The 19,486-nt window shown below is 66.5% G+C and carries 20 protein-coding genes and 1 tRNA gene; 11 read left to right on the top strand and 10 right to left on the bottom strand.

Annotated features, from left to right (window positions below; genetic code table 11):
* From WFK36_RS08805 to WFK36_RS08780, 6 genes are all read right to left on the bottom strand, one after another.
* Entirely contained in the window at positions 1–978 is a 978-nt protein-coding gene (locus WFK36_RS08805; protein ID WP_336791365.1) for an ABC transporter substrate-binding protein, read from the bottom strand.
* Between the two features lie 61 nt (positions 979–1,039).
* A complete protein-coding gene (locus tag WFK36_RS08800) occupies positions 1,040–1,837 on the bottom strand; it encodes an ABC transporter permease (protein WP_336791364.1) in 798 nt (265 codons plus the stop codon).
* A 3-nt stretch (positions 1,838–1,840) separates the two neighbouring features.
* Entirely contained in the window at positions 1,841–2,719 is an 879-nt protein-coding gene (locus tag WFK36_RS08795; protein WP_336791363.1) for a 2-aminoethylphosphonate ABC transporter permease subunit, read from the bottom strand.
* Positions 2,719–3,867 carry an ABC transporter ATP-binding protein gene (locus WFK36_RS08790; RefSeq protein ID WP_336791362.1) on the bottom strand — a complete coding sequence of 383 codons (1,149 nt, stop codon included), beginning with the start codon at positions 3,865–3,867 and terminating at the stop codon, positions 2,719–2,721. Before WFK36_RS08790 ends, WFK36_RS08795 begins: the two co-directional genes overlap by 1 nt.
* A 2-nt stretch (positions 3,868–3,869) precedes the next feature.
* A complete protein-coding gene (locus WFK36_RS08785) occupies positions 3,870–4,910 on the bottom strand; it encodes a 2-aminoethylphosphonate ABC transporter substrate-binding protein (protein WP_336791361.1) in 1,041 nt (346 codons plus the stop codon).
* Positions 4,911–4,958: 48 nt separating this feature from the next.
* On the bottom strand, positions 4,959–6,086 hold the full coding sequence (locus tag WFK36_RS08780; RefSeq protein WP_336791360.1) for a TIGR03364 family FAD-dependent oxidoreductase: 1,128 nt from the start codon (positions 6,084–6,086) through the stop codon (positions 4,959–4,961).
* A 163-nt stretch (positions 6,087–6,249) separates the two neighbouring features.
* Between WFK36_RS08780 and WFK36_RS08775 the strand changes: the two genes are divergently transcribed.
* From WFK36_RS08775 to WFK36_RS08765, 3 genes are all read left to right on the top strand, one after another.
* Complete coding sequence (locus tag WFK36_RS08775) at positions 6,250–6,993, top strand: GntR family transcriptional regulator (protein WP_008376174.1); 744 nt, start codon at positions 6,250–6,252, stop codon at positions 6,991–6,993.
* 32 nt (positions 6,994–7,025) lie between these two features.
* Positions 7,026–7,712: a phosphonatase-like hydrolase gene (locus tag WFK36_RS08770; RefSeq protein ID WP_008376175.1), complete on the top strand. Its 687-nt coding sequence runs from the start codon at positions 7,026–7,028 to the stop codon at positions 7,710–7,712.
* Positions 7,713–7,842: 130 nt separating this feature from the next.
* On the top strand, positions 7,843–8,757 hold the full coding sequence (locus WFK36_RS08765) for an acetoacetate decarboxylase family protein (protein WP_336791359.1): 915 nt from the start codon (positions 7,843–7,845) through the stop codon (positions 8,755–8,757).
* 357 nt (positions 8,758–9,114) lie between these two features.
* On the opposite strand, the gene WFK36_RS08760 is transcribed toward WFK36_RS08765, so the two are convergent.
* Positions 9,115–9,200, bottom strand: a tRNA-Leu gene (locus WFK36_RS08760).
* A 96-nt stretch (positions 9,201–9,296) separates the two neighbouring features.
* Here WFK36_RS08760 and WFK36_RS08755 point away from each other — a divergent pair.
* The gene (locus tag WFK36_RS08755; RefSeq protein ID WP_336791358.1) at positions 9,297–10,628 is read left to right on the top strand and encodes a M20/M25/M40 family metallo-hydrolase; all 1,332 of its coding nucleotides are present in this window, start codon (positions 9,297–9,299) and stop codon (positions 10,626–10,628) included.
* A 22-nt stretch (positions 10,629–10,650) separates the two neighbouring features.
* Positions 10,651–11,193 (top strand): YbhB/YbcL family Raf kinase inhibitor-like protein, encoded by a 543-nt coding sequence (locus WFK36_RS08750; protein ID WP_336791357.1) that lies wholly within the window; start codon positions 10,651–10,653, stop codon positions 11,191–11,193.
* A gap of 427 nt (positions 11,194–11,620) precedes the next feature.
* Here the strand turns inward: WFK36_RS08750 and WFK36_RS08745 are convergent, their stop codons facing one another.
* Both WFK36_RS08745 and WFK36_RS08740 read right to left on the bottom strand, forming a co-directional pair.
* The gene (locus tag WFK36_RS08745) at positions 11,621–12,724 is read right to left on the bottom strand and encodes a quinone-dependent dihydroorotate dehydrogenase (protein WP_336791356.1); all 1,104 of its coding nucleotides are present in this window, start codon (positions 12,722–12,724) and stop codon (positions 11,621–11,623) included.
* Positions 12,725–12,783: 59 nt separating this feature from the next.
* Entirely contained in the window at positions 12,784–13,824 is a 1,041-nt protein-coding gene (locus tag WFK36_RS08740; RefSeq protein ID WP_336791355.1) for a YncE family protein, read from the bottom strand.
* A 57-nt stretch (positions 13,825–13,881) separates the two neighbouring features.
* On the opposite strand from WFK36_RS08740, the gene WFK36_RS08735 reads away from it, so the two are divergent.
* From WFK36_RS08735 to WFK36_RS08710, 6 genes are all read left to right on the top strand, one after another.
* The gene (locus tag WFK36_RS08735; protein ID WP_336791354.1) at positions 13,882–14,727 is read left to right on the top strand and encodes an undecaprenyl-diphosphate phosphatase; all 846 of its coding nucleotides are present in this window, start codon (positions 13,882–13,884) and stop codon (positions 14,725–14,727) included.
* 9 nt (positions 14,728–14,736) lie between these two features.
* Positions 14,737–15,411, top strand: a complete 675-nt coding sequence (locus WFK36_RS08730) for an MSMEG_4193 family putative phosphomutase (protein WP_336791353.1) — start codon at positions 14,737–14,739, stop codon at positions 15,409–15,411.
* Positions 15,412–15,460: 49 nt separating this feature from the next.
* Positions 15,461–16,159: a DUF3090 domain-containing protein gene (locus tag WFK36_RS08725; protein WP_336791352.1), complete on the top strand. Its 699-nt coding sequence runs from the start codon at positions 15,461–15,463 to the stop codon at positions 16,157–16,159.
* Positions 16,156–16,965, top strand: coding sequence for an SCO1664 family protein (locus WFK36_RS08720; RefSeq protein ID WP_336791351.1), 810 nt, complete (start codon positions 16,156–16,158; stop codon positions 16,963–16,965). The genes WFK36_RS08725 and WFK36_RS08720 overlap by 4 nt, the downstream gene beginning before the upstream one ends.
* Positions 16,966–17,028: 63 nt before the next feature.
* Positions 17,029–18,279, top strand: coding sequence for a cysteine--1-D-myo-inosityl 2-amino-2-deoxy-alpha-D-glucopyranoside ligase (gene mshC, locus WFK36_RS08715; RefSeq protein ID WP_040519363.1), 1,251 nt, complete (start codon positions 17,029–17,031; stop codon positions 18,277–18,279).
* A 6-nt stretch (positions 18,280–18,285) separates the two neighbouring features.
* Entirely contained in the window at positions 18,286–18,594 is a 309-nt protein-coding gene (locus WFK36_RS08710) for a hypothetical protein (protein WP_008376195.1), read from the top strand.
* Here the strand turns inward: WFK36_RS08710 and WFK36_RS08705 are convergent, their stop codons facing one another.
* On the bottom strand, positions 18,595–19,467 hold the full coding sequence (locus WFK36_RS08705) for a PAC2 family protein (RefSeq protein WP_008376196.1): 873 nt from the start codon (positions 19,465–19,467) through the stop codon (positions 18,595–18,597).
* Between the last annotated feature and the right edge of the window lie 19 nt (positions 19,468–19,486).

Raw genomic sequence — 19,486 nt, 5'->3', positions numbered from 1 at the left:
TCAGGCGTTCGACAGGTCGGCGACCGGCTTGTCGGTGAGCGCGTTGCTCAGTTGCGGAACCATCGTGTCGAGTGCGTAGAGCAGTGCGTCGGGACCGCCGTACGCGAGGGCGCCCGACAGCACGGAGTCGCTGCCTGCATACAGGGTCCGGTCCCGGGAGACGACATCGAGCCGTTGGAACGACGGATTCGACGCCAGCTGCGCTTTCGTCAGACCGTTCATGAACAGAACGTCGCCGTCGAGGAGGGAGACCTTCTCGTTGCTGACGTCGCCTTTCGTGTCCTGCGCGGCGAATCCGAGCGCGTCGAACAGTGCCCGCCGCGGGTCGCCCGTGCCCAACAGGTAGTACGCGGGGTCGGAACTGAAGTTGACGACGAGCACCTTGTCGGTGAACTCCGGGTGCGCCTTCTTGGTCTCGTCGATACGGCTCTGCACCCGTTGAACGAGACGGTCGGCTTCAGTGCTCTTCCCGAGCGCTTTCCCGACCGTTGTGAGGACGACGTTCCACGGCGTCTCCTCGTCTGGATAGTCGGCCGACTGGATCACAGTCGGTGCGATCTGGGACAGGCGGTCGTACGTCTTCTGGTCGATCGACTCATAGATGGCGAAGATGACGTCCGGCTTCGCCTTCGCGATCGACTCGAAGTCGATTCCGTCGCCCGACAGTTCGTCGAGCTTCTGGCCGCCGGTTGCCTTCTGGACCCATGGGAACGTGGAGTAGTTGTCGAACCACGCTCGCGTCGCAACGGGCACGATTCCGAGGGACAGCACATAATCCTGATCGCTCCAGCCGACGGTCACCACTTGTTTCGGATCTGCTGGGACCACCGTCTGACCGTATTTGTGTGCGACGGTGACTGCACCGGGACCGACGTCGTCGGTGGGGGTGGAGCAGCCTGCGATGGCGACGGTGAGCGCTGCGGCACACACAAGCGCCAGCAGACTGGTGGCACGCCGGGGTCGTGACCTGAGAATCATGGGAGTCCTCTCTGAAGTAAGCAGAGGCTAACATAAGGCAGATGCTGTCCCTGGCCTCCTGTCAGCGGACCTGGGCGCGGGAGCGAATCCGGCCGAGGACACCGAGGATCACCACGGTCACGAGTACCAACAGCAAGGTGTTCGCCGCGGCGGTGAAGAGTTCACCGCGGTCGGATTGCGTGAAGATCGTCACCGGGAGGGTGCGCCACGAACCTGGGTAGACCATGATGGTCGCTCCGAGTTCGCCCATGCACAGCGCCAACGAGAGGCCGGCAGCGGCGGCGATGGCCGGGGCGAGCAGCGGAAGGGTCACGCGCAACAAGATCCGGGCGCCGGATGCTCCGAGAGAGCCCGCTACTTGGTCGAGCGCAGGGTCGAGCGACTTCGCCGCGGCCGACACCATCGAGAACGCGAACGACAGCACCAGCAAGGCCTGGACCAGAATCACGATCGACGCGGTGCCGTTCAACACGATCGGCGGCCGTGAGAAGGCGATGAGGACGGCAAGACCGATCACCACCGAAGGGACCGCGACTGGAAGGTGATAGGCGGCGTCGAGCAGACTCCGCAAGCGTGGCGGGGCCTTGCGGACGGCCAGCGCCGCCCACGTGCCGACGGCGACGGCGATCGCCGACGCGATGATCGCGGTCTGCACTGACACGGCGACGCTCTCGGCGTTCTCGGCCGACAGAACGTCGGATACGTGCGCCGTGGTCCACGCAGTCGGCAGGACTGACGTCCACGAGTCGGCGAACGCGGTGATTGCGGTGACGGCGATCGGCGCGACGATCAACACGCCGACGACGAGGAGGAAGATCAGCCAGATGAGCGCTCTGGACGAGCGGCTGCGGACGAGCATGGGTCAGGCTCCCGTCGTGTCGAACCGGCGCACGACGGCCCGGTAGAGCAGGTAGGCGCTCAGTGAGAGCGCGAGCTGAATGGTCGCCAGCACCGCAGCGGTCGCGAAGTCGGAACCGACGATGGAGGTCGTGTAGATCAGCATGGGCAGGGTCGTGACGTCTTTTGCACCGGTGAAGAGGACGATGCCGAATTCGTTGAGCGTCAGCAGAAACACGAGTGACGCAGCGGCAGCGAGCGCGGGCCAGACCGCAGGCAGAATCACTCGGGCCGCGATCCGCAGCGGGCCGGCGCCGAGCGAGGATGCAACGTCGATCTGCGCGCTCGGGAACTGGCTGAACGCCGCGAGCAACGGCCGGACGACAAATGGGGTGTAGAAGGCGATCATCGCCAGGACGACGCCGATCACCGAACTCATGAAGGTGAACCGATGCCCGGTGCTCGACGACACGACGCCGACGGGCCCGAACAGGACTCCCAGCGCCAGCGGAATGAGGAACGACGGCAGGGAGACCACGGCCTCGATCACCCGCACCACGAACCGCGATCCGGCGAACGGGATGAAGGCGAGCACAAACGCGACGAAGGTTCCGACGATCACGCAGCCGACGGTGGACAGCGCCGCGATCTCAAGGGTCCGTACGAACGCCTTCTGCACGGCGCCGTCCGCGAGGGCGTTCGACCAGGTCTGCGTGCCGACATAATTGTCGTCGCGGTCGGTGAACGATCGGGAGACGGCCAGTGCCAGCGGGTACCCGAGGCTCGCGATCAACACCACGAGTGGTCCGACGAGCACGGCGATCCGCCCGACACGGGCGAGAGCGAGGCGAGGTGCAGCGGTTCTGACCACCGCGCTCCTGGAGGGTGCGACAGCGGTGCTCATCACGCGCTCTTGTCTGCCGGAACCATGTGGACGTCGTGTGGCGCGACGTCGACGAACAGGCGTTCACCGGGTTCGGGAGCACGGTCGAGAACGGGCACGTCAACGCCGAGTCGCTGGTCGGTGGCCACGATCCGGACACGGACGTGTCGCGTGGACCCACGCCACTGGACGTCGTCGACTTCGACCTCGAAACCGTTCTCTGGCGGCACACTGGTGAAGCGCCAGGCCCACGGACGGACGGCGAGCGCGACATGGCGGTCCGCCGCCACCCCGTCGACACTGCGGGCGCGCACGGGCAGACCTCCGTGATCGAGTACTCCGATCTCGCCGGCGGCGATGTCCGTGGTCGCGCGCACCGGGAGGATGTCGGCGCCACCGAGGAACGTCGCCGCGAACTCGCTCGGCGGGCGATGGAAGAGGCGGTCGGCGGTGTCGATCGACTCGAGCCTCGCGTTGCGCATCAGGGCGATCCGGTCGGCGAGAGCGAGCGCCTCCGCTTGATCGTGAGTGACGTGCACGATCGCCACGTCAGGCAGGTCTCGGCGCAGTTGCTGCAACTCGATCAGCATGTCCTGTCGAAGACGGGTGTCCAGGGCCGACAGCGGCTCGTCGAGCAGAAGCAGATCGGGGCGTCCGGCCAGGGCCCTCGCGATGGCCACGCGCTGCTGCTGACCGCCGGACAGTTCCCGGGGGAGACGGTCGGCGTAGGAGAACATGCCGACCATGCGGAGGACTTCGTCCACTCGCGGCTTGATCTCGGCGCGCGGGGTACGCCGAGCCTGGAGACCGAACGCTACGTTCTTCCGGACCGTCATGTGCGGGAACAGCGCGTACTGCTGGACGACGAATCCGACACCGCGGGCCGACGGTGGGAGCGCCGTCACGTCCCGGCCGTCGATCTCGACTCGTCCGGAGACGACGTTCTCGAACCCGGCGATCGCTTTGAGGGCCGTCGACTTCCCCGAGCCCGACGGGCCGAGAAGGGCGAGCGTCTCGCCACGAGCGACCTCGAAGGAGCAGTCCTGCAGTGCGACCGTCTTCCCGTAGGCGACGGACACCGAACTCATTCGGACGGCGGGAACCGCACCCGTCGTCGCATGACTCGCTTCGGTGCTCGCTGCGGTCCGGCGTGCGCGTCCGGTCTCCATTCTCACTGTCCGGTCGCCTTGTTGTAGGCGTCGACCAGTGCGTCGAAGCGGTTGTTCACATCGGTCCAGTCCGGGGACCAGACGTCGACGCCTGCGAGGGCCTTTGTGATGGCGTCGACGTTCGGGCCGGTGGCGTTGACGTCGGTGCGTGCGGAGATGCCGAACGCGTCGGTTGCGAGTGACTTCTGGGCGTCGACCGACATCAGGAAGTCGATGAGCTTCTGTGCGTTGTCTGCGTGCGGCGCCTTCGCGGCCTTGCCCATGAAGTAGGGGAGAGCCAGGGTGGTGCGCTTGCCGTCCGGGCCCTTGGGCGCGAACGTCTCGTAGGCCATCTTGTCGTTGGCGATCGCCGCGAGGGCCATCTGGACGTCACTGTTGGCCACGGACAGCTCGCCGGTGCTGACCTTCGGCCCCAGCTTTCCGGTGGACGCCGACGGGCCGACGTTGTTGGCCTGGAGCTCAGCGAGGAAGTCCAAGCCCTGCTGCTCGCCGAACACGTGCTGGACCAGGAGGAGCAGCGCGGTGCCGTCGCCCGCCTGTCCGGGTGTCGAGTACTGGAGACGCTGCTTGAAACGCGGATCGAGGAGATCGTTCCACGACTCGGGCTTCGGATCGACGGCGGTGCCGCGGATCATCGTGAAGTAGTTGTTCGCGAGCGACACGTAGTGGCCGTTGGCGGCCTTGGCGGTGGCGGGCAGCTTGTCGACGCCTGCGGGTGTGGTCTCGCCGATGACACCCTTCTTGTCGGCCTGCTGGATGAACGGGGGAAGGGTCACCAGCACGTCCATCTGCGGGTTCGACTTCTCCTTGTCGGCGCGGGAGACGACCTCACCCGATCCGCCCTCGACGTAGTTGACCTTGATGCCGGTCTTGGCTTCGAACGCCTTGAACTGCGGGGTGTACCAGTCGGCCAGGCCGTCGGCGCTGTACAGGGTGACGGTGTTCGGATCATCCGAGCTGCCGCCGGTGCCGCCGCAGGCCGCGACGGATGCGAGGGAGACTGCGGCGACCGCGACGGTCGCGGCCTTCAAATAACGCTTCATGGGAGTCCTTCGAGGTGCTGTGGAGTGGGTTGTGCGGGGGATAAGGGGTCAGACGAGTTCGCCTGCGACGTGCCGGGCTGCGAGTTCGAGCCCGACAGTCATGCCGACGCCGGTGGTGACCGAGCAGGCACGCACGCTTGGCGCAAGTTCTGCGGTCAGGTACGGGCCGCCGGGGCGGGACGCGTAGACGCCCTGCCAGCGGCCGATGACTGTGAGATCGGTGCCGAGGATCGTCTCGACCTCGTGGACGATGAGGTCGGCGACCCGCTCGTCGAGGAACGGGTCGAGGGTGCGGTCGAGATGATGGGAGTCGCCGATGAGGAGCGATCCGTCGGGTCGCTGGGTAAACATGATGTTCGTGTCGGCGGCTCGCAGGTCGGGTCGGTCGTCGTCGATCCGCGTGGCGAGTGCTCGGACGGCCGTCGTCTCGGCGAAAGCGCCATAGCGTAGGAACGACGTCGCGGTCAGGACGGCGGAGTTCACACGGAAGCCGGGGTCTGCCACCTGCAGCATCGACAGTCCGCAACGGTGCACGTCGTGCTCCTCGGCGACCTCCGGCGCGGTGTAGTCCAGGTCGTGCCCCACGCACACGAAAACCCGTGCGGCGCGTATCTGGCCGCGGGAGGTGCGGATGAGGACGTCGCCGTCGGTCGCGTCGTCGATGCCGAGGTACGAGGTGTTCCAGAGGAAGTCGACGTCGTCGCGGGCGGACAGCCACTCTGCGATGGTGGGCGCTGCGGTGCGCGGGTCCACCCGGAGGTCGTCGAGGAGGAGGGCTCCACCGACCACGTCGTCCGCACTCGCTCCGCCCAGGGCTTCGCGAGTCGTGTTCGCGTCGATCGGTGACACGCTGTCGCGTGTGGACGCGAGCTCGTCGAGCACCGCCATCTCGTCAGCTGCGCGGGCCATGCCGAGACCGGCCTGCGTCCGGACCGGAACTCCCGCCCTGGTGGCGAGGTTCAGCCAGCGTTCCCGGCTGCCCACGCCCAGATCGCGTAGTTCGCCTGTCTGCCCGGTCACACAGATGTGCCCGAAGTTGCGGACCGAGGCGCCGACCGGGCGACGGTCGCGGTCGATCACGATGACGCTGTTCCCGGCGTCGGCTGCGGCCAGTGCATGGCCGAGGCCGACGATGCCCGCTCCTACGACGAGTACGTCGCATTCGTTGTTGCTCACGCCGAGGAGTTCACCGCTGGACGCAAGTCTCCGCAACCGCTGGACGCAGTTGTATGTACAAGTTCTGAATCAGTTCACCGACTGTTTCATATGGTCTTGATCGTTCATCGTTCGTTCATTCGCTGGATCAGACGAATGGCGTTTGACTTGTATACTCAGCGGCATGTCGGCACCCATTCATCAACGACTCGCGGACGAGTTCCGTGCGCGCATCGCCACAGGTCAGTGGCCCGAGGGTGTGCGTGCGCCGAGTGAATCCGCATTGTGCGACGAGTTCGGAGTCTCCCGGGGGCCGGTTCGTCAAGCGCTGGCCACGCTCCGCGTCGAGGGACTGCTCGTCGGCGGACAGGGGCGTCCGCCGCTCGTTCGCACCGGCGTTCCGCTGCATGCTGCGAGTGCGCTCGGTTCGCTGACGGCGTGGGCGGCGGATGCTGGGCGGACCGCAGGGCAGCGGACGATCCTTCAATCGAGGCATGACGCCGACGCTGAGCTCGCGCGGCGTCTCGGCGTCGCGGCAGGCGACCCGGTGCTCACCATCGTCCGTGCGCGCTATTTGGACGACGAGCCCGCGGTGCTCGAACGGATGTCGTTCATCTGGGACGTGGGCCGAACCCTGATGGAGTTCGACCCCGACTCGGGGTCGATCAATCGCTTCATGCTCGACCGAGGCATCGACCTGTACAGCTCCAACCACGAGGTGGACGCGGTGGCCGCCGCCGACGACGACGTCCAGTACCTGGGGATGGCCCCCGGCGCGCCGATGCTCCGAGTGCGCCGCACCACCGAGGACTCGACCGGCCGGGTCATCGAGTTCGCCGAAGACCGCTACGTGCCGGGGCAATGCGCCATCAGCATCACCAATCGTCTGACCGCCGCCGGCGGCAGAAGTCACATCCGCCTGGCATGACGCCGGGCGTCCGACGAGGAGACCTCCACCCCATGATTGAACTCGCCGCATTCGACATCGCAGGCACCACGGTCGACGACGGCGGCGCCGTGTACGAAGCGCTTCGCACGTGTGTCACCGAACTGGGCGCAACCGTGTCCGATGCGAACCTCTCGCATTGGATGGGCACCGACAAGGTGACCGCCATCGAGAACCTCGCCCGTCTGGGAGGCGTCACCATCGGACGGGACGAGGCGCTCGGCGCCTTCGCCCGTTTCCAGGAGCTTCTTGCCGAGCGCTACCGCGCTGACCCGCCACGGCCGATCGCGGGAGTTGAAGAACTCATCTCCCGACTGCGTGGCGCGGGCGTGAAAGTCGCTCTGACCACCGGTTTCGACCGTGCTGTGGTCAATCCGCTGCTGGCGTCGCTCGGGTGGTCGCAGGGTCGGGGTGACGGTGTTGTGCTCGATGCCGTCATCACGACCGACGACGTGCCCGCCGGACGCCCTGCGCCGTACATGATCTTCCGCGCGATGGAAGCGACCGGCGTCGTGGACGTGTCTGCGGTCCTCGCGGCAGGCGACACCGCAGTCGACGTCCAGGCCGCCAACAACGCTGGCGCGATCTCTGTTGGAGTGCTGACCGGTCAGACTCCTGCTGCAGTGCTCGAAGGGAATGGGGCCGACCACGTGCTGGAGAGCGTGGTTCGTGTCGCCACGCTTCCGGGCATCCTCGACTGACATCGGCTTCCGCCTGGACGGGCGAGGTGTCGTGAATCCTCGCGAGGCGATCAGTGTTGACACTGTTTACATTGAGTCCTACTCTCTGTGTTAGCAGTGCAAACATAGATCGTCTCGTGAGGAGCTACCCATGCCGGCCACCGCCCAGAAGACCGTCGACGTCGAGCTAGGACAACGTGTGGTCGCCGTCCCGGAGGGCGGTCTGTTCGACCGCTACCGCATGCAGACCGACCTCGACGAGGTGTCGCAGGACCCCCGCGTGCAATCCGTCGACTTCTTCCGTCGGCTCCGCAAGACGCGCGTCGAGTCGCCCATCGGTCCGACTCACACCCCGAACTTCTACTACGCGATGTCCTCGGCGCGGCTGACGATGCTCGCCCCGACCTCGGCTATCCGCAAGCGCATTCCCGCCGAACTCGAGCCGCTCGAGGTGCTTCCCGGACTCGGCATCGCGTCGGTCATGTTCTTCCGCTACGACGTCTGCGACATCGACTTCTACACCGAGGCCGCCGTCGGCGTGGCCGTCCGCCCCGCGCGCCACGGCGGGCCCGGCGTGCTCGGCCTCACCACCGCGCTCGTCGACGACCACCTGCACTCTTATGTGCTGTCGCTGCCGGTCAACACCGACATCGCGCAGGTCCGAGGGCATGACGGCTACGGATTCCCGAAGTGGGTCACCGACCTCGACGTCGACATCGACGCCTCGCGCACCACCGCACGCATCGCAAACGCCGACGGGGGAGTAGACGTCGCATTCACCGCGCGAACGCCGCGCCAGAAGGCGTCGAGCACGGGGACGAACGTCTCGAGCCTCACCTCGTACACCCTGCTCGACGGCGTGTGGCAGTCGACGCTCAACCAGACGAACGTGCTCGCGACCGGTTCGTCGTCGCTCCCGCGTGGTGTCGACCTGACTCTCGGCGACGGACGCATGTCCGACGATCTCCGTTCGCTCAAGCCGATCCGCACCATCCGCTTCGACGTGACCACCAAGGCGCAGGCGGCGCTGCACATGCCCGTCCCCGTCTCCGTCCCCGCACTCTGACAAAACGAGGGGTGCACGCGCCGCAAACGCGGACTTCCTCGACACAGACAGACGCTTCGTCGACAATCGCGGCCTTCCTGAAGGCCGCGTTTGTCAGTGAGGGTCGCGGCGAGTGGTTCGGCGGTCGTTCCCGGCGTTCGATCCCTTCGGGATCGGGATTCAAAAGATCCTTTGACCACATGCCCGCGGGACGAGGAATGCTCAACCGGCAACCTGCGCTGTCCCCAGCATCTTTGAACCGAAGCCTGCCACCGCGTGTCTCCTGCGACGAAGTCGGTCTCCGCCGCGTTCGGTGAGGTGCGACATGAACGACACAGGCCCTTCATCGTGAGATGAAGGGCCTGTGTCGTTGAAGAGTGTCCGAGGGGGGACTTGAACCCCCACGTCCGTTAATAGGACACTAGCACCTCAAGCTAGCGCGTCTGCCATTCCGCCACTCGGACTCGTTCAGGTATGAAATTGTCGCGCTTGCTTTCGCTTGCGCCGCATAACCATAACCAAGGTTGCCGTGAGATCCCAAATCCCCTAGTAATGGGGGTGTGACGACCCCTCAAGCAACCGAAGAAGTAGTCGATCTCGTCAGCCGCCTCATCCAGTTCGACACGTCGAACACGGGAGTGCCGGAGACGACCGTCGGCGAAGCCGAATGCGCCCGCTGGGTGGAGCAGCAACTCCAGGAGGTGGGCTACGAGACCGAGTACATCGAGTCGGGCATGCCTGGTCGTGGGAACGTCTTCGCGCGGCTCGCAGGCGCCGACTCGAGTCGCGGAGCACTGCTCGTCCACGTCCACCTCGACGTGGTCCCCGCCCAGGCCGAGGACTGGAGTGTCCACCCGTTCTCCGGCGCGATCCGCGACGGCTACGTCTGGGGACGCGGCGCCGTCGACATGAAGGACATGGCCGGCATGGTCCTGGCACTGGCTCGCCAGCTCAAACGAGACGGCACCGTGCCGCCCCGTGACATCGTGTTCGCGTTCCTCGCGGACGAGGAGGCGGGCGGAACCTGGGGGTCGCATTGGCTCGTCGAGAACCGACCCGACCTGTTCGACGGAATCACTGAGGCAGTCGGCGAGGTGGGCGGCTTCTCGCTGACCGTGGATCGTCCCGACGGAACCGTTCGTCGGCTGTACCTCGTCGAGACGGCCGAGAAGGGCCTGTCATGGATGCGCCTGACGTGTGATGCGACCGCGGGCCACGGTTCGTTCCTGCACTCGGACAACGCCGTCACCGAGATTGCGTCCGCCGTCGCGCGCATCGGCGCCCACCAGTTCCCGCTCGTGATGACCGAGTCGGTGTCTGAGTTCCTGAAAGCGCTGTCGGAGGAGACCGGCCTCGATTTCAGCCCGGAGACGCCCGATCTGGAGACGGCGCTGTTCAAGATCGGGAACCTTGCTCGCATCATCGGTGCCACCCTGCGCGACACCGCCAACCCGACGATGCTGTCGGCCGGCTACAAGGCCAACGTGATCCCGCAGCAGGCGGAGGCCGTCATCGACTGCCGTGTGCTCCCGGGCAGGCAGAAGGAGTTCGAGGCCACCATCGACGAACTCATCGGGCCGAACGTCAAGCGGGAGTGGATCACTCATCTCGACGCGTACGAGACGACGTTCGACGGGCATCTCGTCGACGCGATGAACGACGCCGTCGTCGCGCACGACGCCGACGGACGCACGGTGCCGTACATGCTGTCGGGCGGCACCGACGCGAAGGCGTTCGCGAAGCTCGGCATCCGGTGCTTCGGGTTCGCGCCGTTGCAGCTTCCTCCGGACCTCGACTTCGCGGCGTTGTTCCACGGAGTCGACGAACGCGTGCCGGTAGAGTCGATCCTGTTCGGCACCAAGGTTCTTGAGCATTTCCTGCGTCACAGCTGACGTGGGTGAGAAGGAGACGATAGTGACCGCATTCGACCCGTACTCGGTGCTTCCGACGCTGCCGGAGATCTCCGTGACGTCGACGGACTTCACCGATGGCGACACGCTTCCGACGCCACAGGCGTCCGCGATCTTCGGCGCGGGAGGCGAGGACGTCTCACCGCAACTGAGCTGGTCGGGCTTTCCGGCGGAGACCAAGAGTTTTGTCGTGACCTGCTTCGATCCGGACGCTCCCACCGCATCCGGTTTCTGGCACTGGGCGGTCGCCGACATTCCGGCGACCGTGACGTCGTTGCCGACCAATGCGGGATCTCCGGGCTCGGCCGACCTGCCGGCGTCGGCGGTCACGCTGCGCAACGACGCGGGCCTGGCTCAGTTCGTCGGAGCAGGTCCGCCTCCCGGACACGGACCGCATCGTTACTTCTTCGTGGTGCATGCCGTCGACGTTGAGTCGCTCGGCCTTCCGGACGGCGCTTCGCCCGCCTTCCTCGGCTTCAACCTGTTCTCGCGCGCGATCGCCCGTGGAACCCTCACCGGCGTGTTCGAACTGCCCGGCGAGGAGTAACCTGCCCCGCCGCAGCCTTACTGCTCGTTGCGGACCACTGCTCGTTTGAGCGAGCTTGCGAGTCGAAGCGTGCCACCGATTACGCAGACCTGGATCTGGCGATCAGGGGCACGGGACCTTTCGACTCGCAAGCTCGCTCAAAGAGCAGGTGGGGCGTGTTCTTCCCGCAGAACCGCGACGTCGAGCGAACGAGCGACGCACTTCCTACTGCTCGTTGAGCGAACGAGGACGTCCTACTGGCTCGTTGAGCGCCTTTCGTCTCGCAGGCTCGCTCAAGATCCACGAAGTGAGTCGAAGCGTCTGGTCGATCACGCATTCGTGGGTCGGCGAGGGACCTTTCGACTCACTTCGTTCGCTCAAGGAGCAGGGGAAGCGTTCGCTGCAAGGAGCAGGGGATGCGTTCGCGCAAGGAGCGGGATGCGGTCGGTCAGGGAGTAAGGCGGGAGCCGACGGCTTCGGAGAGGGTGGAGAACCCGCCTGAACGGAGGCGAGCCGCAATGCCGTCGTTCAGTTCCTTGAGCCACACCGGGCCGCCGTAGATGAACCCGGTGTACACCTGCAGCAGATCGGCGCCCGCGATGATGCGCTCCCACGCCTGATCGACTGTCTCGATCCCACCGACGCTGATCAACGACACCTTGCCGCCGACACGGCCGTACAGCCGACGCAGGACCTCGAGCGAGCGGTCGGCGACAGGAGGTCCCGAGAGGCCGCCTGCGCCGATCGCGTCGACGTCCGAGGTCGGCGTCTGCAGGCCGGCCCGGCCGATGGTCGTATTGGTCGCGACGATCCCGGCCAGACCGAGTTCCACGGCGAGGTCGGCCACCGCGTCGACGTCGTCGTCGGACAGATCCGGAGCGATCTTCACCAGGACGGGAACCGTCGCTTCGTCGAGAACTGCCGCCAGGACCGGCCGCAGGGACTCGACGGCCTGCAGATCGCGAAGTCCGGGGGTGTTTGGCGAGCTCACGTTCACGACGACGAAGTCGGCGAGGGGTGCGAGCAGGCGGGCCGACACGCGGTAGTCGTCGACGGCGCCGTCGAGGGGCACCACTTTGGTCTTCCCGATGTTGGCGCCGATCGGTGCGCGCACCGGGCCGGGCCGTGCTTCGCGGAGCTTCACAGCGGCCGCGTCGGCACCGGGATTGTTGAAGCCCATCCGATTGATCAGGGCACGATCGGCGGGCAGCCGGAACAGGCGTGGAGCCGGGTTGCCCGGTTGAGCCTGCCCGGTGATCGTGCCGATCTCGGCGTACCCGAAGCCGAGCTGCCCCCAGGCATTGACGCACGACGCGGTCTTGTCGAAACCTGCGGCCAGGCCGATCGGAGCGGGGAAGTCGACACCGAAGACGGTGCTTCGGAGAATCGGGTCCTTCGGCGCGAACACCTTCGCCAGGAGCGAACGCACGACCGGTGTGCGACCCGCAACGCTGATCGCGCGGTGAATCACTGTGTGAATTCGTTCGGGCTGAACGAGGAACATCACCTTCAGCAAGGCGGGGTAGATCAGTCGATTGACGGTGCTCAGCATGATGTCGCCTTCTCCTGGCTGGTTATGCGGGGACGGTGAAGCGCTACGGCGCGTGTGCGTCAGGGGGTCGTCGCGGTGGCGGGCACGAACTGGAGACCGTCACCACGCGCCGAGACGAGCAGGAGCCCGCCGTTCGCCGGATCGACGGTCATCGCCGACACCTGACCGACGGTCGCGATGCGGGCGCGTTCCTTGCCGTCACCGCGCGACAGGTCGTAGGCGACGGCCTCATTGACGCCCGTGGACGACACCCACAGCAGGTCACGCTTCTCGTCGTAGGCGAGGGCGTACGGGCTCGGCGACACCGGCCGACGCAGACGCATCACGATCGGCGCGCCGTAGTAGGCGTAGATCTCGTCGTCGCGAGTTCCGGTCGCCATGATTCGACCGAACCGATCGACGACGGCGTTCGTCGCACCGTTGCCCGCACGCAGCGCAGCCTTGTGCTCGCCCGTCTCGATGTCGACCGGCAGGATCGCCGATTGAGCCCGATCGAGCACGGACACCTGGCCGTCGACGCCGTCGGCGGTGTCCGGCGCGACGAGGATGCGGTCGACACGCACGAATCCGCCGATCGTTCGAGGCGACGCATGTGGGTCGGCCGGGTAGACCAACAAGGTGCCCTTGGCCGTGCCGACCAGAGTCTGGTCTCCCTTCACCGCGACGGACAGGGGGGAGTCGATCGAATCGCGGCGGATGGTGAAGGCGCCGTTGGGTGCGATCTCGATCAGACCGTCGGGCCCGACTGCGAGGAACGCGCCGTCCGCGGCGATCAGGTCGACGAGACCGGACACCGGCAGCGACACCGTCTTGGGCGGCGGGGTGTCCATCGCACCCGGCTGGACGTGCAACGTGACCGACCGGCCGTCGGCGTTCAGGACCGCCGTGGTCGAACCGACCTGAGCGATCGCGATGCCTGCGACCTGGGGGACGTTCACACCCGCAGGCGACGCTGGAGTCGCGGGCGACTCGGCCGCCACCGCCGGAGCCACAGTCTGCGCGTTGTCGGCGTTCTCCGACGCATTGTCGCCGCAGGCCGCGAGCGTCACCGCCATCGTCGTCGCCAACAGGACAGCCGCCACCTTGGTTCGCACATGCATGTCCTCCATTTTGCGTGACCGCCGCCCGCCGCCTCGTGATGGGTAGCATCTACGCCCGTGACTGAAACGATGAGCTGGCTTCAGGCGGTGGTCCTCGGGGCCCTGCAGGGTTTGACCGAATTCCTTCCGATCTCCTCGTCCGGACACTTGCGGATCGTGTCGCAGATCTGGTTCGGGCAAGACGCAGGCGCGGCATTCACCGCGGTCACGCAGTTGGGCACCGAACTCGCCGTCCTGATCTTCTTCGCCAAGGACATTTGGCGAATCGTCCTTGCTTGGTTCGGCGGACTGCGGAATCCGGAGCGACGCGGCGTCGACTACCGGATCGGCTGGTACGTGATTCTCGCCACCATCCCGATCGGAGTCCTCGGCTTCGTGTTTCGGCACCAGATCAGCACCGCCGCGCGCAACCTGTGGTTGGTCGCGATCATGCTGATTCTGTTCTCGTTCGTGTTCATCGCCGCCGAACGCGTCGGTTCACGGTCGAAGTCGATCGAGACGATGACTCGCCGCGACGCGATCGCCATGGGCCTGGCTCAGTGTCTGGCATTGATTCCCGGCGTCTCTCGGTCGGGTGCGACGGCGTCTGCCGGTCTGTTCGTCGGCATGGAACGCGCAGCGGCGTTCCGCTTCTCATTCCTCATCGCCATCCCCGCGGTCGTCGCGTCGGGCCTGTTCAGCCTCAAGGACGCCTTCGAACCGGCCGCCGCCGGCCAGGTGACCGCGTCCGGGCCGCAGATCGTCGTCGCGACCGCCATCGCGTTCGTCCTCGGCTACGTGTCGATCGCGTGGCTGCTCAAGTTCGTTTCGCATCACTCGCTCGCGTGGTTCGCGGGTTACCGGATCGCGCTCGGTCTCCTCGTCATCGGCCTGCTCGCCGGTGGCGTCATCTCGGCGACATAGGCTCGGACCATGACGGTGATACTGGTCCGCCACGGGCGGTCGACGGCCAACACCTCGGGTGTCCTCGCCGGTCGCACACCGGGAGTCGCACTGGACGACGCGGGCCGTGCCCAGGCGACGGCTCTGATCGAACGCCTCGACGGCGTGACCGACCGGCTGACCGCAGTGGTGCGGTCTCCGCTGCAACGTTGTGCAGAGACCGTTGCGCCCCTCGTCGGCCATCTCGACGGCATGACCGACGTCGAAGACGCGCGGTTGGCAGAAGTCGACTACGGCGACTGGAGCGGCCGCAAGTTGTCCGAACTCGTCGACGAACCGCTGTGGCGCACAGTGCAGCGTCAACCGTCGGCGGCGGTGTTCCCTGGCGGGGAGGGCCTCGCCGACGTGTCTCGTCGGGCCTGCGCCGCCGTCCGGGAGCTCGACCGAGTTCATGGCGGTGACGACGGGAACGGAGTCTGGCTGGCCTGTTCGCACGGTGACGTGATCAAGAGCGTCATCGCGGACGCCTACGGGATGCACCTCGACTCCTTTCAGCGCATCGTCGTCGACCCTGCGTCGATCACCGTGATCCGGTACACGCGGGATCGGCCCTATGTGATCACCGTGAACAACCCGGGAGCGATCGTGCTTCCCGCGCCGCGTCACCACACCGACGCCGATGTCGGCGGAGGCAAGGGCGCGTAGCCTTGCGGTCATTGAGCGTCGCAGTCATCAGCAGGAAGGTGGAGTAGCAGTGTCGCGCACGATTCATGAGTTCCGCAGCCCGGCCCGGTTCGTCGCCGGCACGGTCGGCGTCCCCGGGGATCGCACCTTCTTCCTCCAGGTGTCGCAGGACCAGCGGGTGATGAGCGTCGAACTCGAGAAGCAGCAGGTACTGATCCTCGCGGACCGCCTCGGGTACCTCCTGGACGAGGTGGCCCGCCGGTTCGGCGCGAGTGTGCCGCCGGAGACCGAACAGGTCGTCGACACCGAGCCTCTCGCCAATCCGATCGAATCCGAGTTCCGTGTCGGGTCGATGGGGTTGGGTTGGGATGCCGAAGCGTCGGCAGTGGTGGTGGAACTGCTCGCGATCACCGAGCAGCCACTGGACGAGAGCGTCATCCTCGACGACACGGAAGAAGGGCCCGACACGGTGCGGGTGTTCCTGTCGGCCGATGCCGCCCGGCAGTTCAGCGCGCGGTCGATGAGGGTGATCGCCGCAGGCCGTCCCCTCTGCCCGCTCTGCACGATGCCGCTCGACGCGTCGGGTCACATCTGCGCCCGCAGCAACGGCTACAAGCGGGACGTCGAGTTCTCGCGGTCCGACGAGTTCATCGATCCCGACGTGCTCGCCGCGCTCGGACGCGTGGTGCCGGGATTCGACGCGTCCTTCCAAGTGGACGACGATTCGACCACCGCAGACGACGACACAGACGACGACCGCCCGGAGTGAACCGGACCATCCTCGAGGTCCTCACCGATGGGGACCTGACGCTGTTGGGACGGATACCCACGGCGAGCAACCTCACCCTCGCATGCCATGCCGGACCCGACGAGTTGATGTGCGTCTACAAGCCCGTCCGAGGTGAGGCGCCGCTCTGGGACTTTCCCGACGGCACCCTCGCCGGCCGTGAGGTCGCGTCATACCTGATCAGCGAAGCGCTCGGCTGGGACGTCGTCCCGGAGACGGTACTCCGCCAGACCGGACCGTCCGACGCCGATCTGGGGCCGGGAATGCTGCAACGCTGGATCCATGTTCCCGACGAACCCGAGGGGCGCGATCCGGTCGACCTGGTTCCCGTCGACGCCGTCGGCGACGATGTGATCCCGATACTCCGTGCATACGACGAGGACGGATCGCTGGTCGCCCTAGTCCACTCCGACACCCCGAGCCTCAGACGACTCGCAGTCTTCGACGTGGTCGTGAACAACGCCGACCGCAAGGGCGGTCACATCCTCGTCGATCAGAACGGACACGTGTACGGGATCGACCACGGGATCTGCCTGCACACGGACGACAAATTGCGCACCGTCCTGTGGGGATGGGCGGGGGAAGCCGTTCCGGGCGACCTTCTCGTGGACTTGACTCGGGTGGCCGAGCGGCTCGCGAACGGTGACGACGCGCTGACCGTGCGACTCGGTGCGTTGATCACAGCAGGCGAGATCGACGCCCTCCGGGACCGCATCGCGCACCTCCTCGACGGCGGGACGATGCCGCTGCCGCCGGGTGAGCGCGCGATCCCGTGGCCGCCGTTCTGACCCGAGCGAGAAGAACACGGCCCGTTCGACGGCCGACCGACCGCTCGACATACAGTTGTGGACATGCAGTCGTGGCCGTCGCCCCAGATCCCGTCCGTACCCGGCGTCTCACCGGCTCTACGTCTGTTCGACACGTCGTCGAAGCAGGTGGCGCCGCTCGCGCCCGGACCCGTCGCCGGAATGTACGTCTGCGGCATCACCCCGTACGACGCCACCCACCTCGGTCACGCCGCCACCTACGTGACGTTTGACCTGATCAACCGGGTGCTCCGGGACCAGGGACATGACGTCCACTACGTGCAGAACATCACCGACGTCGACGATCCGCTGTTCGAGCGCGCCGAACGCGACGGTGTGGACTGGCGCGATCTCGGCACGAGGGAGATCGACCTGTTCCGCGAGGACATGGCGGCGCTGCGGGTCCTCCCGCCGAGGGATTACATCGGTGCCATGGAGTCGGTCGACGAGGTGATCGCCGCCGTCGGCCGCCTCCTCGAGAACGGTTCAGCCTACGTCGTCGACGACGCCGAGTACCCCGACGTGTACTTCAGCGTCGATGCGACCGAGCAGTTCGGCTACGAGTCGGGCTACGACGCGGAGACGATGGCGAAGTACTTCGCCGAACGCGGCGGCGACCCGGACCGTGCGGGCAAGCGCAATCCGCTCGACGCACTCCTGTGGCGCATCCAACGGCCCGGAGAGCCGTCGTGGGAATCACCGTTCGGCGCCGGGCGACCAGGCTGGCACATCGAGTGCTCAGCCATCGCCCTCAACCGACTCGGCATGGCGTTCGATGTTCAGGGCGGCGGCAGCGACCTGATCTTCCCCCACCACGAATTCTCTGCGGCGCACGCCGAAGCCGAGACGGGGGAGCGCCGCTTCGCCCGCCACTACGTCCACACCGGAATGATCGGTCTGGACGGCGAGAAGATGTCGAAGAGCCTCGGCAACCTCGTCAAGGTGTCCGTCCTCAGGCGCAACGGAGTGGACGTCGGCGCAGTTCGACTCGGCCTGATCAGCGGGCACTACCGCGACGACCGCATGTGGACCGATCTCGTCCTGTCAGACGGCGAGCGTCGGCTCGCCACCTGGCGTCGTGCCGCAGCTCTCGAGACCGGACCCGACGCGACTGACACCGTCGCACGCCTCCGTCAGCATCTCGCGGACGACCTGGACACACCGAAGGCGCTCGCGGCCGTCGACGCGTGGGCCGCCGACGCCATTCTGGGCATCGGTTCGTCGACCGAGGCCCCCGGACTTGTCGCCGCCGCCGTCGACGCCCTCCTCGGCGTCGACATCAACCCGAGTGCGTAGGAAGCCATGACCCGCGTCAGCGAGATTCCATCCGGCACCTCAGACGGTGTCTGGACGGTGATGACCCACACGTCGACTTACGTGCTCGACTTCGAGGAGATGACCCTGCTCCGAGCTCCAGGCGTCGGGCGCAATGAGGATCAGCGCTGGGAGGTCAGCGAACTGCGGCGCGACTCCGAAGACATCCCCCTGATCGGCGTCAAGCAGTGCGTTGTCGGAGAGCCAGCACAGTTCTGGGTGACCGCGGCCGACGATCCGGACGTCCGTACCTGGCGTATCACCACGCCGGTCGTCGACATCGAACGCATCGGCTAGCTAGTCCGAGCCCTCGTTCCTTCTGCGGAGGTACTTCTCGAACTCCGCGGCAAGGGCGTCGCCGTCTACTTCGACCATCGGGTTCTCGTCGCCGGCCTCGTCGTCTTCCCGTTCCTCGAGATCACGGACGTAGGCGGCCATGTCGTCGTCGTCGGACATCATCTCGTCGACGTCCTCCTGCCAGTCTCGAGCCTGCTGATCGAGGCGGCCGAGAGGTATCGGGACCTCGATGATGGGCTCAAGGCGCCGAAGCAGCGCGACGGTGGCCTTGGGGTTCGGCGGGTGCGCGATGTAGTGGGGGACCGCAGCCCACAGCGAGATGGACGGTACTCCGGCCTGGACGAATGCGTCCTGGAGGACGCCGGTGATGCCGGTCGGGCCCTCGTACTTGCTCGGGGACAGCCCGAAACGCGTCGCGGCCGCGCTCGTCTCCGCCGATCCGGACACCGGGACGGGCCGGGTGTGCGGCGTGTCGGCGAGCAGCGCCCCCATCATCACGACGAGCTCGACGTCCAACGCGTCAGCGAGTTCGACCAGTTGGGAGCAGAACGCGCGCCACCGCAGGTTCGGTTCGGGTCCGAGGACGAACACCACGTCTCGATCGGCGTCCGGAAGGCGCGCATACGAGACAGACGTCGACGGCCACGCTATGCGACGCGTCACACCGTCCACGGTCGTGATCGTCGGCCGGTTGGACTGGTAGTCGTAGAAGTCGTCGCCGTCGATCTCGCGGAGATCCGTTGCGTCCCAGGTCAGGGCCAGATGTTCGACTGCGGACGAGGCTGCGTCTCCAGCGTCGTTCCATCCGCCGAACGCGGCGATCATCACGGGACGGCGCAGTTCGGGCAGACCGGACGGGCGTGGAGAGTTCATCGAGAAGAGCCTACGGCGG

The sequence above is a fragment of the Gordonia malaquae genome, from assembly GCF_037148075.1.
Classification (GTDB): domain Bacteria; phylum Actinomycetota; class Actinomycetes; order Mycobacteriales; family Mycobacteriaceae; genus Gordonia; species Gordonia malaquae.
This window is presented reverse-complemented; position numbering and strand designations above follow the sequence as displayed.